Origin of the sequence: Collimonas sp., from assembly GCF_044339385.1 — a bacterium.
Lineage (GTDB): Bacteria > Pseudomonadota > Gammaproteobacteria > Burkholderiales > Burkholderiaceae_D > Collimonas.
Genome location: NZ_JBIIVN010000060.1, coordinates 1 through 13,888, shown reverse-complemented (window position 1 = coordinate 13,888; position 13,888 = coordinate 1). Strand labels below are relative to the sequence as shown.

General features: G+C 56.0%; 16 protein-coding genes. 15 read left to right on the top strand and 1 reads right to left on the bottom strand.

Annotated elements, in window-relative coordinates:
• Nucleotides 1-62: 62 nt before the first annotated feature.
• From ACIQ0R_RS06310 to coq7, 14 genes are all read left to right on the top strand, one after another.
• Nucleotides 63-314: a hypothetical protein gene (locus ACIQ0R_RS06310; protein ID WP_395825086.1), complete on the top strand. Its 252-nt coding sequence runs from the start codon at nucleotides 63-65 to the stop codon at nucleotides 312-314.
• Between the two features lie 274 nt (nucleotides 315-588).
• Nucleotides 589-1,536, top strand: coding sequence for an amino acid ABC transporter substrate-binding protein (locus tag ACIQ0R_RS06305; protein ID WP_395825082.1), 948 nt, complete (start codon nucleotides 589-591; stop codon nucleotides 1,534-1,536).
• A 146-nt stretch (nucleotides 1,537-1,682) separates the two neighbouring features.
• Nucleotides 1,683-2,435 (top strand): amino acid ABC transporter permease, encoded by a 753-nt coding sequence (locus ACIQ0R_RS06300; RefSeq protein ID WP_395825079.1) that lies wholly within the window; start codon nucleotides 1,683-1,685, stop codon nucleotides 2,433-2,435.
• Nucleotides 2,436-2,437: 2 nt separating this feature from the next.
• On the top strand, nucleotides 2,438-3,133 hold the full coding sequence (locus tag ACIQ0R_RS06295) for an amino acid ABC transporter permease (protein ID WP_395825076.1): 696 nt from the start codon (nucleotides 2,438-2,440) through the stop codon (nucleotides 3,131-3,133).
• A gap of 76 nt (nucleotides 3,134-3,209) precedes the next feature.
• Nucleotides 3,210-3,935: an amino acid ABC transporter ATP-binding protein gene (locus ACIQ0R_RS06290; RefSeq protein WP_395825072.1), complete on the top strand. Its 726-nt coding sequence runs from the start codon at nucleotides 3,210-3,212 to the stop codon at nucleotides 3,933-3,935.
• Nucleotides 3,936-4,159: 224 nt separating this feature from the next.
• Entirely contained in the window at nucleotides 4,160-5,194 is a 1,035-nt protein-coding gene (pyrC, locus tag ACIQ0R_RS06285) for a dihydroorotase (protein WP_395825070.1), read from the top strand.
• Between the two features lie 259 nt (nucleotides 5,195-5,453).
• On the top strand, nucleotides 5,454-6,074 hold the full coding sequence (locus tag ACIQ0R_RS06280; protein WP_395825067.1) for an ANTAR domain-containing response regulator: 621 nt from the start codon (nucleotides 5,454-5,456) through the stop codon (nucleotides 6,072-6,074).
• Between the two features lie 306 nt (nucleotides 6,075-6,380).
• Nucleotides 6,381-7,664, top strand: coding sequence for a CmpA/NrtA family ABC transporter substrate-binding protein (locus ACIQ0R_RS06275; protein WP_395825064.1), 1,284 nt, complete (start codon nucleotides 6,381-6,383; stop codon nucleotides 7,662-7,664).
• A 189-nt stretch (nucleotides 7,665-7,853) separates the two neighbouring features.
• On the top strand, nucleotides 7,854-8,630 hold the full coding sequence (gene ntrB, locus ACIQ0R_RS06270; protein WP_395825092.1) for a nitrate ABC transporter permease: 777 nt from the start codon (nucleotides 7,854-7,856) through the stop codon (nucleotides 8,628-8,630).
• Between the two features lie 16 nt (nucleotides 8,631-8,646).
• On the top strand, nucleotides 8,647-9,459 hold the full coding sequence (locus tag ACIQ0R_RS06265; RefSeq protein WP_395825061.1) for an ABC transporter ATP-binding protein: 813 nt from the start codon (nucleotides 8,647-8,649) through the stop codon (nucleotides 9,457-9,459).
• Between the two features lie 36 nt (nucleotides 9,460-9,495).
• Nucleotides 9,496-10,266 carry a uroporphyrinogen-III C-methyltransferase gene (gene cobA, locus ACIQ0R_RS06260; protein WP_395825089.1) on the top strand — a complete coding sequence of 257 codons (771 nt, stop codon included), beginning with the start codon at nucleotides 9,496-9,498 and terminating at the stop codon, nucleotides 10,264-10,266.
• Nucleotides 10,267-10,281: 15 nt separating this feature from the next.
• Nucleotides 10,282-10,440, top strand: coding sequence for a hypothetical protein (locus ACIQ0R_RS06255; RefSeq protein WP_395825058.1), 159 nt, complete (start codon nucleotides 10,282-10,284; stop codon nucleotides 10,438-10,440).
• A gap of 20 nt (nucleotides 10,441-10,460) precedes the next feature.
• Entirely contained in the window at nucleotides 10,461-11,204 is a 744-nt protein-coding gene (locus ACIQ0R_RS06250) for a DUF3025 domain-containing protein (protein ID WP_395825055.1), read from the top strand.
• A 43-nt stretch (nucleotides 11,205-11,247) separates the two neighbouring features.
• On the top strand, nucleotides 11,248-11,874 hold the full coding sequence (coq7, locus tag ACIQ0R_RS06245; RefSeq protein WP_395825053.1) for a 2-polyprenyl-3-methyl-6-methoxy-1,4-benzoquinone monooxygenase: 627 nt from the start codon (nucleotides 11,248-11,250) through the stop codon (nucleotides 11,872-11,874).
• Between the two features lie 59 nt (nucleotides 11,875-11,933).
• Here coq7 and ACIQ0R_RS06240 read toward each other — a convergent pair whose 3' ends face one another.
• Nucleotides 11,934-12,380 (bottom strand): OsmC family protein, encoded by a 447-nt coding sequence (locus ACIQ0R_RS06240; RefSeq protein WP_395825049.1) that lies wholly within the window; start codon nucleotides 12,378-12,380, stop codon nucleotides 11,934-11,936.
• Nucleotides 12,381-12,603: 223 nt separating this feature from the next.
• On the opposite strand from ACIQ0R_RS06240, the gene ACIQ0R_RS06235 reads away from it, so the two are divergent.
• Nucleotides 12,604-13,803 (top strand): ISL3 family transposase, encoded by a 1,200-nt coding sequence (locus ACIQ0R_RS06235; RefSeq protein ID WP_395825045.1) that lies wholly within the window; start codon nucleotides 12,604-12,606, stop codon nucleotides 13,801-13,803.
• The last annotated feature ends 85 nt before the right edge of the window (nucleotides 13,804-13,888 follow it).

Genomic DNA, 13,888 nt, shown 5'->3' with positions numbered 1-13,888 from the left:
CAACAGAAAAACCGGGACAGCGCCGCGCAGCTGTATTGGAGGCAGGAAGTGCTTCTTAAACTATGCAGATATTTGTCTGGACAGATGGGTCCACTTTACCCTACGCGATCATGCTGCCGAAAGGCGATTCCGCATTCAAGGCGCTGGTTGACCGCGAAATGGGGCGCATCATTCAAGACGGGGAGATTTTCAAGTTGTACACCAAGTGGTTTCTGCGGCCTATACCTAGTAAAGATAATCTCACCCTCAACATGCCGATGAGCTATCTTTTCAGGGAATCGCTGCGTTTTCCATCGGATCAAGTGGGAAATTAATCGCTTGCCGATAGCGTTTGAGCACTGTCAAAGTGCGTCACCTTTAATTGGACAGAGCGGAATTTGTAGTAAAAAGGTGCGTCTCGTGATGGGGAGTATCAGGATGGCTCACCTGACCGAAGCAGAACAAAAATGACGTAATTGAATTTTTATACGATGGAGGAGACAAGTATTTTTGTATTAGAAGGAAGAATAAAAAATAAGCACCAGTTTAAGTCTGCTTTTCAAGCAGTCATTTGTTAAACTACACAGATAATTTTTTTTGGGAGTTGTTATGAAGTCATCAAAATTAGTTGTTGCTTTGGTTGGCCTGGGAATGCTGGTTGGCTCCGTACAAGCCCAAGAACTGACCGGTACCCTTAAAAAAATCAAGGACACTGGCACGATCACTCTGGCCGTGCGCGATTCTTCGATTCCTTTTTCTTATCTTGATGACAAACAGTCTTATCAAGGCTATTCGATTGACCTCTGCCTGAAAGCGGCGACCGCGATCCAGAAGCAACTGGGCATGACCGCGCTCAACGTCAAGATGGTTCCGGTGACTTCCGCTACCCGTATCCCGCTGATCTCGAACGGCACGATCGACCTGTCCTGCGACTCCGCCACCAACAATGAAGAGCGTCAGAAGGTTGTTTCCTTCGCGCCGACCATGTTTGTCGCCGCCAATCGTATCCTGGCCAAGAAATCCTCCAACATCAAGACCTTGGATGATCTGAAGGGCAAAACAGTCGTATCGACTTCCGGCACATCCAACCTGAAACAGCTCACCGCCCTCAACAGCGAGCGCAACCTCGGCATGAACATCCTGGCCGCCAAGGATCACGCAGAAGCGCTCCTGATCGTCGAGACCGGCCGTGCAGTAGCATTCGTGATGGATGACATCCTGTTGGCATCGCTGGCCGCCAGCTCGCGCGCACCGAATGATTATGCGATCACCACTGAAGCCCTGTCGGTTGAGCCGTATGGCATCATCGAGCGTAAAGACGACTTGCCGTTCAAGAAAGCTGTTGATACCGCTTTGACCAATCTGTACAAATCAGGTCAGGTCAACGACATCTACGCAAAATGGTTCTTGAAGCCAATTCCACCGAAGGGCGTCAACCTGAACGTGCCGATGAGCCCGCAACTGAAGGCCGCATTTGCTAACCCAACCGACTCCGGCGATCCGGCAGCTTATGCTGCAGTGCCTGAGGCGCAAAAACAATCTCTGAAGAGAAAATAAGCTTAGCAATCCAGAGTACTGAACGGGGGCGAAAGCCTCCCGTTTTGTTTCTGGATGTGATTTGCTGCGGCGCACAAAAAAGATTTTTGTGCGCCGGGTTCAGACAGCAGCATTAAAGATTTGAGTAATAAAGAGGGGGGCTTAATATGCATTACAACTGGAATTGGGGCATCTTCTGGCAAGAGTCTCCCGATGGTGTCAGTACTTACATGGGCACCTTGCTGGCAGGCCTGAAATGGACCCTTGCTTTGTCCATATCAGCCTGGATCATGGCGCTCGTCATCGGTACGGTAATCGGCACGATTCGTACCATGCCGAACAAATGGGCGGTCCGCGTAGCCAATGGCTACGTTGAATTATTTCGTAACATCCCGCTGATCGTGCAGATGTTTCTCTGGTATTTCGTCGTGCCGGAAATCGTCCCTGTCGGCATTGGCAACTGGCTCAAGAGCCTGCCAAACGCATCATTCGTCACCGCCTTCCTGGCGCTGGGTTTCTTTACGTCGTCGCGGATCGCTGTACAAGTCTCCGCTGGCATCAATGCGCTGCCCCGTGGCCAAAAGCTGGCGGGTACTGCACTTGGCTTGACGTTGCCACAAACATATCGTTACGTATTGTTGCCGATGTCGTTCCGGATCATCATTCCTTCGCTGACCAACGAATTTGCAGCAATCATCAAGAATAGCTCGGTGGCATTGACGATTGGCCTGGTCGAGCTGACCGCCGCCACCTACTCGATGCGTGAATTTACCTTCCAGACGTTCGAGTCCCTGACCGGCGCTACTGTGATTTACGTGGTTATTTCGGGAATTGCTTTGTTACTGGCGCGCTGGCTTGAAAAAGCGATCGCGATTCCAGGATTTATTGCCTCCGGCAGTGCCAATACAGGGGGTCATTAATCATGTTTTCGAATTTTGACTTTGATGTAATCCAACGTTCCTGGTTCTACCTGTTTACGACCGGCATGAAGTTCACGCTGACGCTGACGGTGGTAGCGATGATCGGCGGCATTCTGTTCGGCACTGTGCTGGCGATGATGCGGCTGTCGCACAATAAGGCGATCTCGTTCGTTGCTACCAGCTACGTTAACCTGATTCGCTCGGTGCCATTGGTGCTGGTGATTTTCTGGTTCTATTTCCTGGTGCCGTTCATCGGCGCCTGGATTACCGGCGCATCGCAACCGGTTCAGGTCGGCGCGTTTTCTTCCGCGCTGATCACGTTCATTCTGTTTGAGGCGGCCTATTATTGCGAAATCATGCGTTCCGGGATTCAGTCGATTCCACGCGGTCAGATTTCTGCCGGCTATGCGCTCGGCATGAATTACTGGCAAATGATGGGCAATGTGGTGCTGCCGCAGGCATTCCGCAACATGATCCCGATCCTGCTGACACAAACCATTGTGCTGTTTCAGGACGTTTCGCTGGTCTACGTGCTGGGCTCGGTGCCGGACTTCGTTACCGTCGCCTCGAAGATCGCGCAGCGCGACGGCCGTCTGGTGGAAATGTATATGTTTGTCGCCGTGGTGTACTTCGTGATGAGCTTCGGTCTGTCGACGCTGGTCAAGAAGTTACAGCAAAAGGTCGCGATTATTCGATAGTGTGCAGTGCGCTGCCGGAGGTGTATCGGGCAGCGCCTGACTTGCAAAACAGCATTCAGGAATTAGGGGAAACAAGATGATTAAACTTAATAACGTCAGCAAATGGTACGGCCAGTTCCAGGTTCTGACCGATTGCACCACGCAAGTGGCCAAGGGCGACGTGGTCGTGGTGTGCGGACCATCGGGTTCCGGCAAATCGACCCTGATCAAAACCGTCAACGGCCTGGAGTCGTTTCAAAAGGGCGAAATCACCGTCGATGGCGTATCGGTCGGCGATCCGAAAACTAACCTGTCGAAACTGCGTGCGCGTATCGGCATGGTGTTCCAGAACTTCGAGCTGTTCCCGCATCTGTCGATCCGCGAAAACCTGACCATCGGCCAGGTCAAGGTGCTCGGCCGTAGCGTCGACGAAGCCACCGAAAAAGGTCTGAAATACCTGGATCGCGTTGGCCTGATCGCGCAGAAGGACAAGTTCCCTGGCCAACTGTCGGGCGGCCAGCAGCAGCGCGTGGCGATTGCCCGTGCGCTGTCGATGGACCCGATCGCGATGTTGTTCGATGAGCCGACTTCAGCGCTCGATCCGGAAATGATCAATGAAGTTCTGGACGTCATGGTTGGCCTGGCGCAAGAAGGCATGACCATGATGGTGGTGACGCATGAAATGGGCTTTGCCAAGAAGGTAGCGAATCGCGTGGTATTCATGGATCGTGGCCTGGTGGTCGAAGATTGCACGAAGGATGAATTTTTCGGTGCGCCGCGTTCTGACCGCGCCCGTGATTTCCTGGCCAAGATCATTCACTGATCAATGTTTTTGCAGGACCGGAAGCCGCCTGGAATCATCTCCCGGCGGCTTTTTTATTGACTGTGTTACTCGCCAATATTCGTGAATATTCGCATAGTTGGCTGGTGGGGTGGACGCATCCCACAGTGGCCGCGACCCAGTCTGGTGCCGCGGTAAAATGACGCACATTGAAGTCACGCTGTGCCGAGGCTTCCATCAAAACTTATTTGCGGAAGAGAACCAACATGATTGCAACCTTGACCATTACCCGCCCCGACGACTGGCACTTGCACCCGCGCGATGGCGTGGCTATGGCCAGCGTGCTGCCGCATAGCGCACGCCAGTTCGGCCGTGCCATCGTGATGCCTAACCTGAAGCCGCCGGTAACCAGTACGGCGCAGGCCGCCGCTTATCGAGAGCGGATTCTGGCGGTGTTGCCGCCGGAACTGAGCTTCGAGCCGCTGATGACGCTGTATCTCACCAACAATACGCCGCCCGATGAAATCCGGCGCGCCAAAGACAGCGGCTTCGTGCATGCAGTGAAGCTTTATCCCGCAGGCGCGACCACCAATTCCGACGCCGGTGTGACCGATCTGCGCAAGTGCTACAAGACGCTGGAAGTGATGCAAGAGTTGGGGATGCCGTTTCTGGTGCATGGCGAAGTGACTGATCCTGCCATCGACATTTTCGATCGTGAGGCAGTTTTTATCGATCGTGTGATGCGGCCGCTACGGCGCGATATGCCAGAGCTGAAAGTGGTTTTTGAACATATCACTACCAGGGATGCCGCCCAGTATGTCGAGAGCGCGGAAGGGCCGGTTGCCGCCACCGTTACGGCCCATCATTTGCTGTACAACCGCAATGAAATTTTCAAAGGTGGGATTCGCCCGCATTACTACTGCTTACCGGTCTTAAAGCGTGAAGAACATCGTCAGGCATTGGTGCGCGCCGTCACGTCCGGCAGCAGCCGGTTCTTTCTTGGCACCGACTCTGCGCCGCATCCGAAAGGCTTGAAAGAGCACGCTTGCGGTTGTGCCGGTTGCTACACCGCGCTGCATGCGATGGAGTTGTACGCCCAAGCCTTCGATCAGGCTGGCGCGCTGGACCAGTTGGAAGCCTTCGCCAGTTTCAACGGCCCGGCATTTTACAATCTGCCGCGTAACCAGGGCAGCATCACCCTGAAGCGCCAGCCGTGGACCCTGCCGGCCGAGTTGCCGCTGGGCGATGCTACGGTGGTGCCGCTGAATGGCGGCGAAACGATTGAATGGCAATTTGTATAAAGTTATTCAAAAGACGGACTCCACAATTTGCTCATCCCCGCGCACGCGGGGCCGCGTTATTCATCCTCTGCGGATATGGATTCCCGCATGCGCGGGAGTCATCAAAAGGCGGCTATGCACCCTCTTGCATGATACCGCCCCAGCACCCGCATCGACATGGTGCGATTTTTGCATGCTTGAACGGCTGATGTGGATCATGGCGTGCCGCCAGCGGTGCATCTTTAGCTGACGGCTTCACCTCTTTATTTGGATTTCAAACATGCAAAGCCTTCGCATTGTTGTTGTCAATCCAGTCGCCATCGAGGGTGACGACGATCCTGCTTTCGCAGCGCAGGAGGCGCGTGGCAAGGCTTTGCGTATTGGTTTGCTGCAAGCTGGGTACAACATCATCGCATCGCTGCCGGCTGACCTCTACCTGCCGGATCGCATTGCTCAATTGCAACCTGACATGATCATCGTCGATGCCGAATCCGACGCCCGCGATGTGTTGGAGCATGTCGTCGTGGCGACCCGCGATGCGCGTCGCCCGATTGTCCTGTTCACCGAGGACGAAAAGACGTCCAGCATGGAAGCGGCAATGGCGGCCGGTGTTTCCGCCTATATTGTGGCCGGGCTGCAGGCAGCGCGCATCAAACCGGTGCTGGCGGTAGCGCTGGCGCGTTTTCGGCAAGAGCAGAAATTGCTGGCAGAGCTCTCCGACACCAAACTTAAACTGGCCGAGCGCAAGGTGTTGGAGCGTGCCAAAGGCTTGCTGATGGAGCATCACAAGCTGAGCGAGCAAGAAGCCCACCAAAAGCTGCGACGCCTGGCGATGGACAAGAACCTCAAACTCTCTGAGGTAGCGCAGCGCATTATCGACGCCGCCGACTTGCTAGGCTGATGCACCGCGCTCGGCTTTCGTTGCTGTTGCGGTTCGGTTTCCGTTGGCAGGGTTGCAGTGCCCAAAGCAGGCGAGCATCTTTGGTGCAATGCACAAAGTGAGTGCAGTCTCTGCATGAAAAAACCGCTTATTTGGCGACAGAGTCCTAGCACGTGGCTTGCGTTACTGTTTGCATGCGCCAACGTCGGCGCAGGGGAATCGGCTAACGGCGGTCTTTTCCACATGAGACAAAGGTGTCTTTCCGCATCAATCGTTGAGTGCGGAACGACGCCTTTTTTGTTGCCGAAAATAATCTGGAGCGATGCGATGGATTTGGAAAAAGTAGTGCCGCATGACGATACCCTTGATGCAGATGTCGCTGTCAACGGCAAGCGCCGTCAACTACTACAAACCGCAACGATTGCGGCAGGAGCCAGCATGTTGGGATTAGCAAGTAGCGGTGTCTGGGCGGCAGGCTCGGATAAGCCAGAAAAGACCGAAGTCAAGATCGGCTTCATTCCGCTGACCGATTGCGCATCGGTAGTGATGGCGTCATGGCTTGGCTTCGATAAAAAATATGGCATCAAGATCGTCCTTAGCAAGGAGGCTTCGTGGGCCGGCGTGCGTGACAAACTCAGCAATGGCGAATTGGACGCGGCGCATGTGCTGTCGGGTTTGATCTACGGCGTACAGATGGGTATCGGCGGCCAGAAAAAAGACATGGCGATCCTGATGGGGCTGAACAATAACGGTCAGGCCATCACGCTGTCCAGAAAGCTGGCAGACAAAGGGGCGGTCGACGGCCCTTCGCTGGCCAAACTGATGGCCAGCGACAAGCGTGAATACACGTTTGCCCAGATCTTCCCGACCGGCACTCACGCCATGTGGCTGTATTACTGGCTGGCCGCTAACGGCATTAATCCGCTCAAGGATGCCAAGGTAATCACCGTGCCGCCGCCGCAGATGGTGGCTAATATGCGGGTCGGCAATATGAATGGTTTTTGTGTTGGCGAACCGTGGGGGCACAGGGCGATTGTCGATGGCGTCGGCATCACCGCGATCACCACTCAGGAAATCTGGAAGGATCATCCAGAGAAGGTGCTCGGCACCACTGCCGAGTTCGCGACCAATAACCCGAACACCTGTCGCGCCTTGATTGCGGCCGTGCTGGAAGCCGGAAAATGGATCGATGCCTCGCTTGCCAACAAAAACAAGATGGCCGAGGCTATCGCCGACAAATCCTACGTCAACACCAGCAAAGATGTGATCGACCAACGCATCATGGGGCGCTATCAGAACGGCTTGGGCAAGACCTGGGACGATCCGAACTACATGAAGTTCTACAACGATGGGCTGGTGAATTTTCCGTACCTGTCGGATGGCATGTGGTTCATGACGCAGCACCGGCGCTGGGGTCTGCTGAAAGCCGATCCGGATTACCTGGCGGTGGCCAAGTCGGTCAGTCAGATCGATCTATACAAGGACGCTGCGGCGATGACAAAAACGCCGGTGCCCAAAGAGGTAATGCGTACTTCGAGGCTAATCGACGGCACGGTGTGGGATGGCAAGAATCCCAAGGCCTATGCCGCTTCTTTCAAGATTCACGCTTAAGTCAGATGGTGTGAGAACGGCGATTTAACGGGAGCCAATATGGGTGTAATTATCGACACGGCAGCGCGCATACGCTGCCAAACCTCAAGCGCGGCAGCCAGCGGCGCTGACACTGCTGCTGAAACCGAGGCCGGCGCCGGCGCTCTTAAATCGAGACCGGTAAGGGCGCCAACCGCGCGTCGCAGCAGCATGCCGGACTGGATCATGAGCATTCTGGCAGCGCTGCTTGGGGTGGCTTTCCTGGTGTTGGTCTGGCAAATCATCGGGCTCACCAACAGCCAGTTCCCAACGCCGCTGCTCACCTTGCGGGAGGCGATAAAACTGTTCGCCGATCCGTTTTACCGCACCAGCCCAAATGACCAAGGCATAGGCTGGAACATCTTGGCTTCGCTGCAACGGGTCGGCATCGGCTTCGGGCTGGCGGCGCTGGTCGGCATTCCCCTGGGTTTCATGATCGGTCGCTTCAAGTTCCTGTCCAGCATGTTTGGCCCGATCATCAGCTTGCTGAAACCGGTATCGCCGCTGGCCTGGTTGCCGATCGGCTTGCTGGTGTTCAAGTCAGCCAATCCGGCGGCGATCTGGTCGATCTTCATTTGCTCGATCTGGCCGATGATCATCAACGCCGCAGTCGGCGTACAACGGGTCCCGCAGGACTACATGAATGTGGCCCGAGTCCTGAATCTGTCGGAATGGAAAATCATCAGCAAGATCCTGTTCCCATCGGTGCTGCCGTACATGCTTACTGGCGTGCGGCTGGCGATTGGTACTGCGTGGCTGGTGATCGTCGCCGCTGAAATGTTGACCGGTGGTGTCGGTATCGGTTTCTGGGTTTGGGATGAATGGAACAATCTCAACGTGCCGCACATCATTATCGCAATTGTTGTCATCGGCGTGGTCGGTCTGCTGCTGGAACAATTGCTGGTGGCCGTGGCGAAAGCATTCACCTACGAGCAGGTTGCAAGCTAATTGAGCAGGAGGAAATATGGAACAGCGCGATGCCAGATTTATCGATACCCATCAGGCTGAAATGGTATTCAACACCCGCAAGGGACAGTTCCATGCGCTGCACGATATCAACCTGACGGTGCGCAAGGGCGAGTTTGTCACCTTGATCGGACACTCCGGTTGCGGCAAATCGACGCTGCTAAATTTGATTGCCAGTTTGCTGATGCCGAGCGACGGCGTATTGATTTGCGCCGGTCGTGAAATCGCCGGGCCGTCACCGGAGCGGGCGGTGGTGTTTCAAAATCATTCGCTGCTGCCCTGGCTGACTTGCCACGAAAATATTTATCTCGGTGTGGAGCGCGTATTCGGCGCTACCGAAAACAAGAGCCAATTGAAGGAGCGTACCGACGCCGCGTTGTCGCTGGTCGGACTCAGCGCAGCCGGACAAAAGCGTCCGCACGAGATTTCCGGCGGTATGAAGCAGCGGGTCGGCATTGTCCGCGCATTGGCGATGGAGCCCAAGGTACTGCTGATGGACGAGCCGTTCGGCGCACTGGACGCATTGACCCGAGCGCATTTGCAGGACGAGTTACTGAAGATCGTTGCCAAGACCGGATCAACGGTAGTGATGGTGACGCATGACGTCGACGAGGCGGTGCTGCTGTCAGACCGCATCGTCATGATGACCAACGGCCCCGCCGCCACCGTCGGCGACATCGTGCAGGTGCGTCTGGCGCGACCGCGCGAGCGGGTGGCGCTGGCGCAGGACGCGCTATATGCCGAATACCGCACGTCGGTAATGGAATTCCTTTATCGCAAGCAAGCCCATCCGGCGGCGCACGCTGCCTGACCGGCTGGCCGGCATCACGGATTTGGAGGCAAGATGATGGCGCAGCATGGCAAGGTGTTTTTGGTCGGTGCCGGTCCGGGCGACCCCGATCTGTTGACGCTCAAAGCAGTCAAGGCAATCGCCCAGGCGGATGTATTACTGGTCGATGATCTGGTGAATCCAGAGATTTTGCAGCATGCACAGCGCAGCGCCCGGGTGATACATGTCGGCAAGCGCGGCGGTTGCCAGTCGACCTCACAGGAATTCATCGAGCGCCTCATGGTGCTGGGGGCGCGGGCCGGTCGGTGCGTGGTGCGTTTGAAAGGCGGCGATCCTTATCTGTTCGGTCGCGGCGGCGAGGAAAGGGCGCATTTGCGGGCGCACGGGGTAGTGGTAGAGGTCGTCTCCGGCATCACCAGCGGCATGGCGGCAGCGGCCAGCGTCGGTATCGCGCTGACCCACCGCGCGCATAGCCAAGGCGTGATTTTCGCCACCGGGCATAGCAAGCATGATGCGGTTCAACCAAACTGGCAGGCGCTGGTGGATACCAATATGACACTGGTGATTTACATGGGCATCGCCCGTTGTCGTCAATTGCAGTGCAGTTTGTTAAAAGCAGGCATGGCCGCATCGATGCCGGTGGCGGTGATTCAGTCGGCAACGTTGCCAGTGCAGGCCCGATTGCTGACCACATTGATGAGCCTGTCGCAAGATTTGCAAGAAAGTGGCCTTGGCAGTCCCAGCATCATCGTCATCGGCGAAGTGGTGCGTTACGCTGATGCGCTCGATGCGCTTGCTTTGGCCGGCTTGAAACAGGCATTGCGCTGATAAGGATGGGGGCAAGTGTGGCCGATGCAGTCGATGCAGTCGATGCCGCAGGCGTTGGACGATCGCCGCACGCAAGGTAAAATGCGCAGCAAATGGATACTCCTGCCGCTCCCCATCTATCCGATTGCCCAGCATCGTTTCTCGCTGCCATTGATTGGCAACAGCCCTGGCTGAAACCGTTTCGCGCATTAGGCTTGCAGCTAACGGCAAGCGGCGACTGGCGAGACGTCCTCAATGCGCTGGCCCAGCATCGCAACATTCGTAATTTCCAAAATTTACCGGTCCGCTTTGTCGGGCAACCCGAATTGCCGAAAGCCATGGCCTATGAAGCATTCATCGCGCATAGCGGCAAAGTGCCGACGCGCGACAATCTCCACGATTTTCTTAATGCCTTGATATGGCTTGCATTTCCATCCATAAAAGCCCGGTTGAATGCATTGCAAGCTGCCGAACTGGCTAGGGCCGGCACACTCTCGGGCCGCAGCAAGCCGCGCGGCGCGGCGCGCGATGCCGTCACGATTTTCGATGAAAACGCTGCGCTGCTGCTGGTGCGCGACAGCGGCGCCGGGCCAGCACTGGTTACCGCTTTGCGCAACCACCAGTGGCAGCAGGCGTTTTTGCAGCAGCGCGACAGGTTTGGCGTGGATGTCGAAGTCTGGCTGTTCGGCCACGCGCTGCTGGAAAAGCTGGTGCGCCCATACAAGTCGATTACCGCCCATACCCTGCTAATCCGCGCGCCGGACCATGTTTTTATGCTGGAAGAAGATGCCCGACGTATCTGGATCGACCGTCATGTCGCCGCCGAGCTGGCGCAGCAAGGCGCGCCGGTCGGACGTCTGACGCCGCTGCCGGTGTTGGGCGTGCCGGGCTGGGCGAGTGTTCAAGACAGCGATTTTTATGCCGACACGGCAGTGTTCCGGCCAAAGCGCCGCACTTAGCCTGATAAAATTCAAGCATCCACTTTCATAAGCGATCCTGAGCATGCCATTCTTAGACAAAGCCATCGCCGATTTTGACAACGCCCTGCGCGTGATTACCGGACAAGTTTCAGCATCGCGTCCGAACCCTGCATTGACGGCCCCGGACGGCATCCTGAGTGCTGCCGAACAGCGCCACAGCGCCGGCCTGATGCGGGTTAATCATGTCGGCGAAGTCTGTGCCCAGGCGCTGTATGACGCCCAAGGCCGTTTTGCCCAAGGGCAGCCGATCAAGCAGCAGTTTGCCGAGGCCGGGCGGGAAGAGGCGGATCATCTGGCCTGGACGGCGGAGCGCCTGCGCCAGCTTGGTTCGCACGTCAGCCTGCTCAATCCGCTGTGGTATGCCGGCTCATATGCGCTGGGCACGATCGCGGCGCGTCTGGGCGATGCCCGCAGCCTCGGCTTTGTTTCAGAAACCGAGCGCCAGGTCGAAGCCCACCTGAGTAGCCATCTGCAGCAGTTGCCTCTGCAGGACGCTAAATCGCGCGCCATCGTCGAGCAGATGCGTGACGATGAAATCGCCCACGGCGAGGCGGCGCGGGCACTGGGTGGGACGGAAATGCCGTTGCTGGTGCGAAAGACGATGCAGGCAATGTCTAAAGTCATGACGTCCGTCGCGTACCATATTTGATGTTTGGGCGGTTGCCGACGCTACCGGGTGGGCAGTAGCGCCTGTCGCCCGACAACATCTCAGACACTCGCCGCTGGTTCGGCTAGATCGTCGACGATTTCGAAGGAGTGGGTGATGACGGCAGATTTTTCCAGCATGATCGAGGCTGAGCAATATTTTTCGTGCGACAGCTTGATCGCCCGCTCAACCAGGTTTGATTTCAAGTCGCGTCCGCGTACAGTGAAGTGAAAGTGAATCTTGGTGAAGACTTTCGGCTCGGTTTCGGCGCGCTCCGCTTTCAGAGCGACATCGCAGCCGCGGACGTCTTGGCGGCTCTTGCGCAGGATGAGCACCACATCGTAAGCAGTGCAGCCACCGGTGCCGGCCAGCACCACTTCCATTGGTCGCGGCGCCAGGTCGCGGCCACCGCCATCGGGCGCGCCATCCATCGCCAACATATGGCCGGAACCTGTTTCGGCCAAGAAAGTCATGCCGGACGAGCCGGTCCAGCGTACTGTGCATTCCATAAAATCTCGCAGAGTGATTGTCGTGTCGCGATATTTTAACTGCTCTTGGCGCACATGGTTTGCCAGGTCGGCATATTGGAAATTTGTGTTTGTGGCATGAACGTGGCATTAACTTGGCGCACATGCAGGCGATACCTGAGGTTTTGCAAAAAAAGAGGTTGTTAAGACTTCTCTGTGGGTTTAGGGGTACGCTATCGCGCAGGTTTACCCAAGGAGAAGCGCGATGGAAAGCAAGGATTTGTACCGCCATTTGCTGGGATTGAGTGAGCCATGGACGGTAGAACGAGTTGATCTGGACATGGCCAAGCAACATGTGGACGTGTATGTTGAGCACCCAAGCGGGACGCGCTTCGCGGGTCCGGAATGCGGGCAAGAGTATGGGGTCTACGACCACCTGGCGAGGCGAGCATGGCGACATCTGGACAGTTGCCAGTTTCTGACCTACCTGCATGCGAGTCCGCCTCGTATTTCGTGCCCTGAGCATGGCGTGCGGCAGGTGCGCTTGCCTTGGGCGGAAGAAGGAAGCCGGTTTACGCACTTGTTTGAAGTGCTGGCAATTGATCTGCTGCAGGCAGCGAACATCAAGCGTGCTGCGGAAATCCTGCGCATTAGTTGGGATCAGGCTTGGCACCTGATGGAGCGAGCGGTATTGCGAGGGCGTGCGGCCAAAGAATCGTCGCTGCCAAGGCAAATTGGGATTGATGAGAAGGCGATTGCGAAAGGACATCAGTACATGACGTTGGTATGCGATCTGAATGCAGCGACGGTTGAATATATCGGCGAAGGCCGTACAGAAGAAAGCCTGACAAGCTACTTCGCGGCCTTTGAGCCAAAGCAGCGCGCCGAGATTGAAGCCATCAGCCTGGACATGTGGCCAGCCTATATCAGCGCCTGCAAAGCGCAGGTGCCGCAAGCGGAAACGAAGATGGTGTTTGATCGCTTTCACATCATGCAGCATGTGGGCAACGGCGTTGACCGCGTACGCAAGCAGGAGCACAAAGCTTTGCTGGTACAGGGCGACAACACACTCACGCGCAGCAAATATTTGTGGTTGTACAACGCCGAAAACATGCTGGCTGCTGCGCGCGAAAAATTTGACCAGATCAAGCACAGCAATCTGAAGACCGCGCGTGCTTGGGCATTGAAGGACTCGCTGCGAGAAATGTGGAGTTACCACAGCATCGGCTGGGCTAAACGTTTCTGGCAGCGCTGGTATTTCTGGGCGACACACAGCCGTTTGGCACTCATGATTGAAAAGGCCAAACTGATTGAAAAGGCCAAACTGATTGAACGACACCTGCCCAATATATTGACGTACTTTAAACATCGTATAACCAACGCCGTAGCAGAAGGATTGAACTCCAAAATTGCAACTATACAAAAACGCGCCTGCGGATTCGAGGGTGTGCTGGATTTTGTGTAAACGGAATTTCGTTTAATTCGGCTTCATCCGTTCTTCAAACTGGATAGTGAAGCGGTTAAGTGCTCCCTTCCAGTCCCGCAATGGC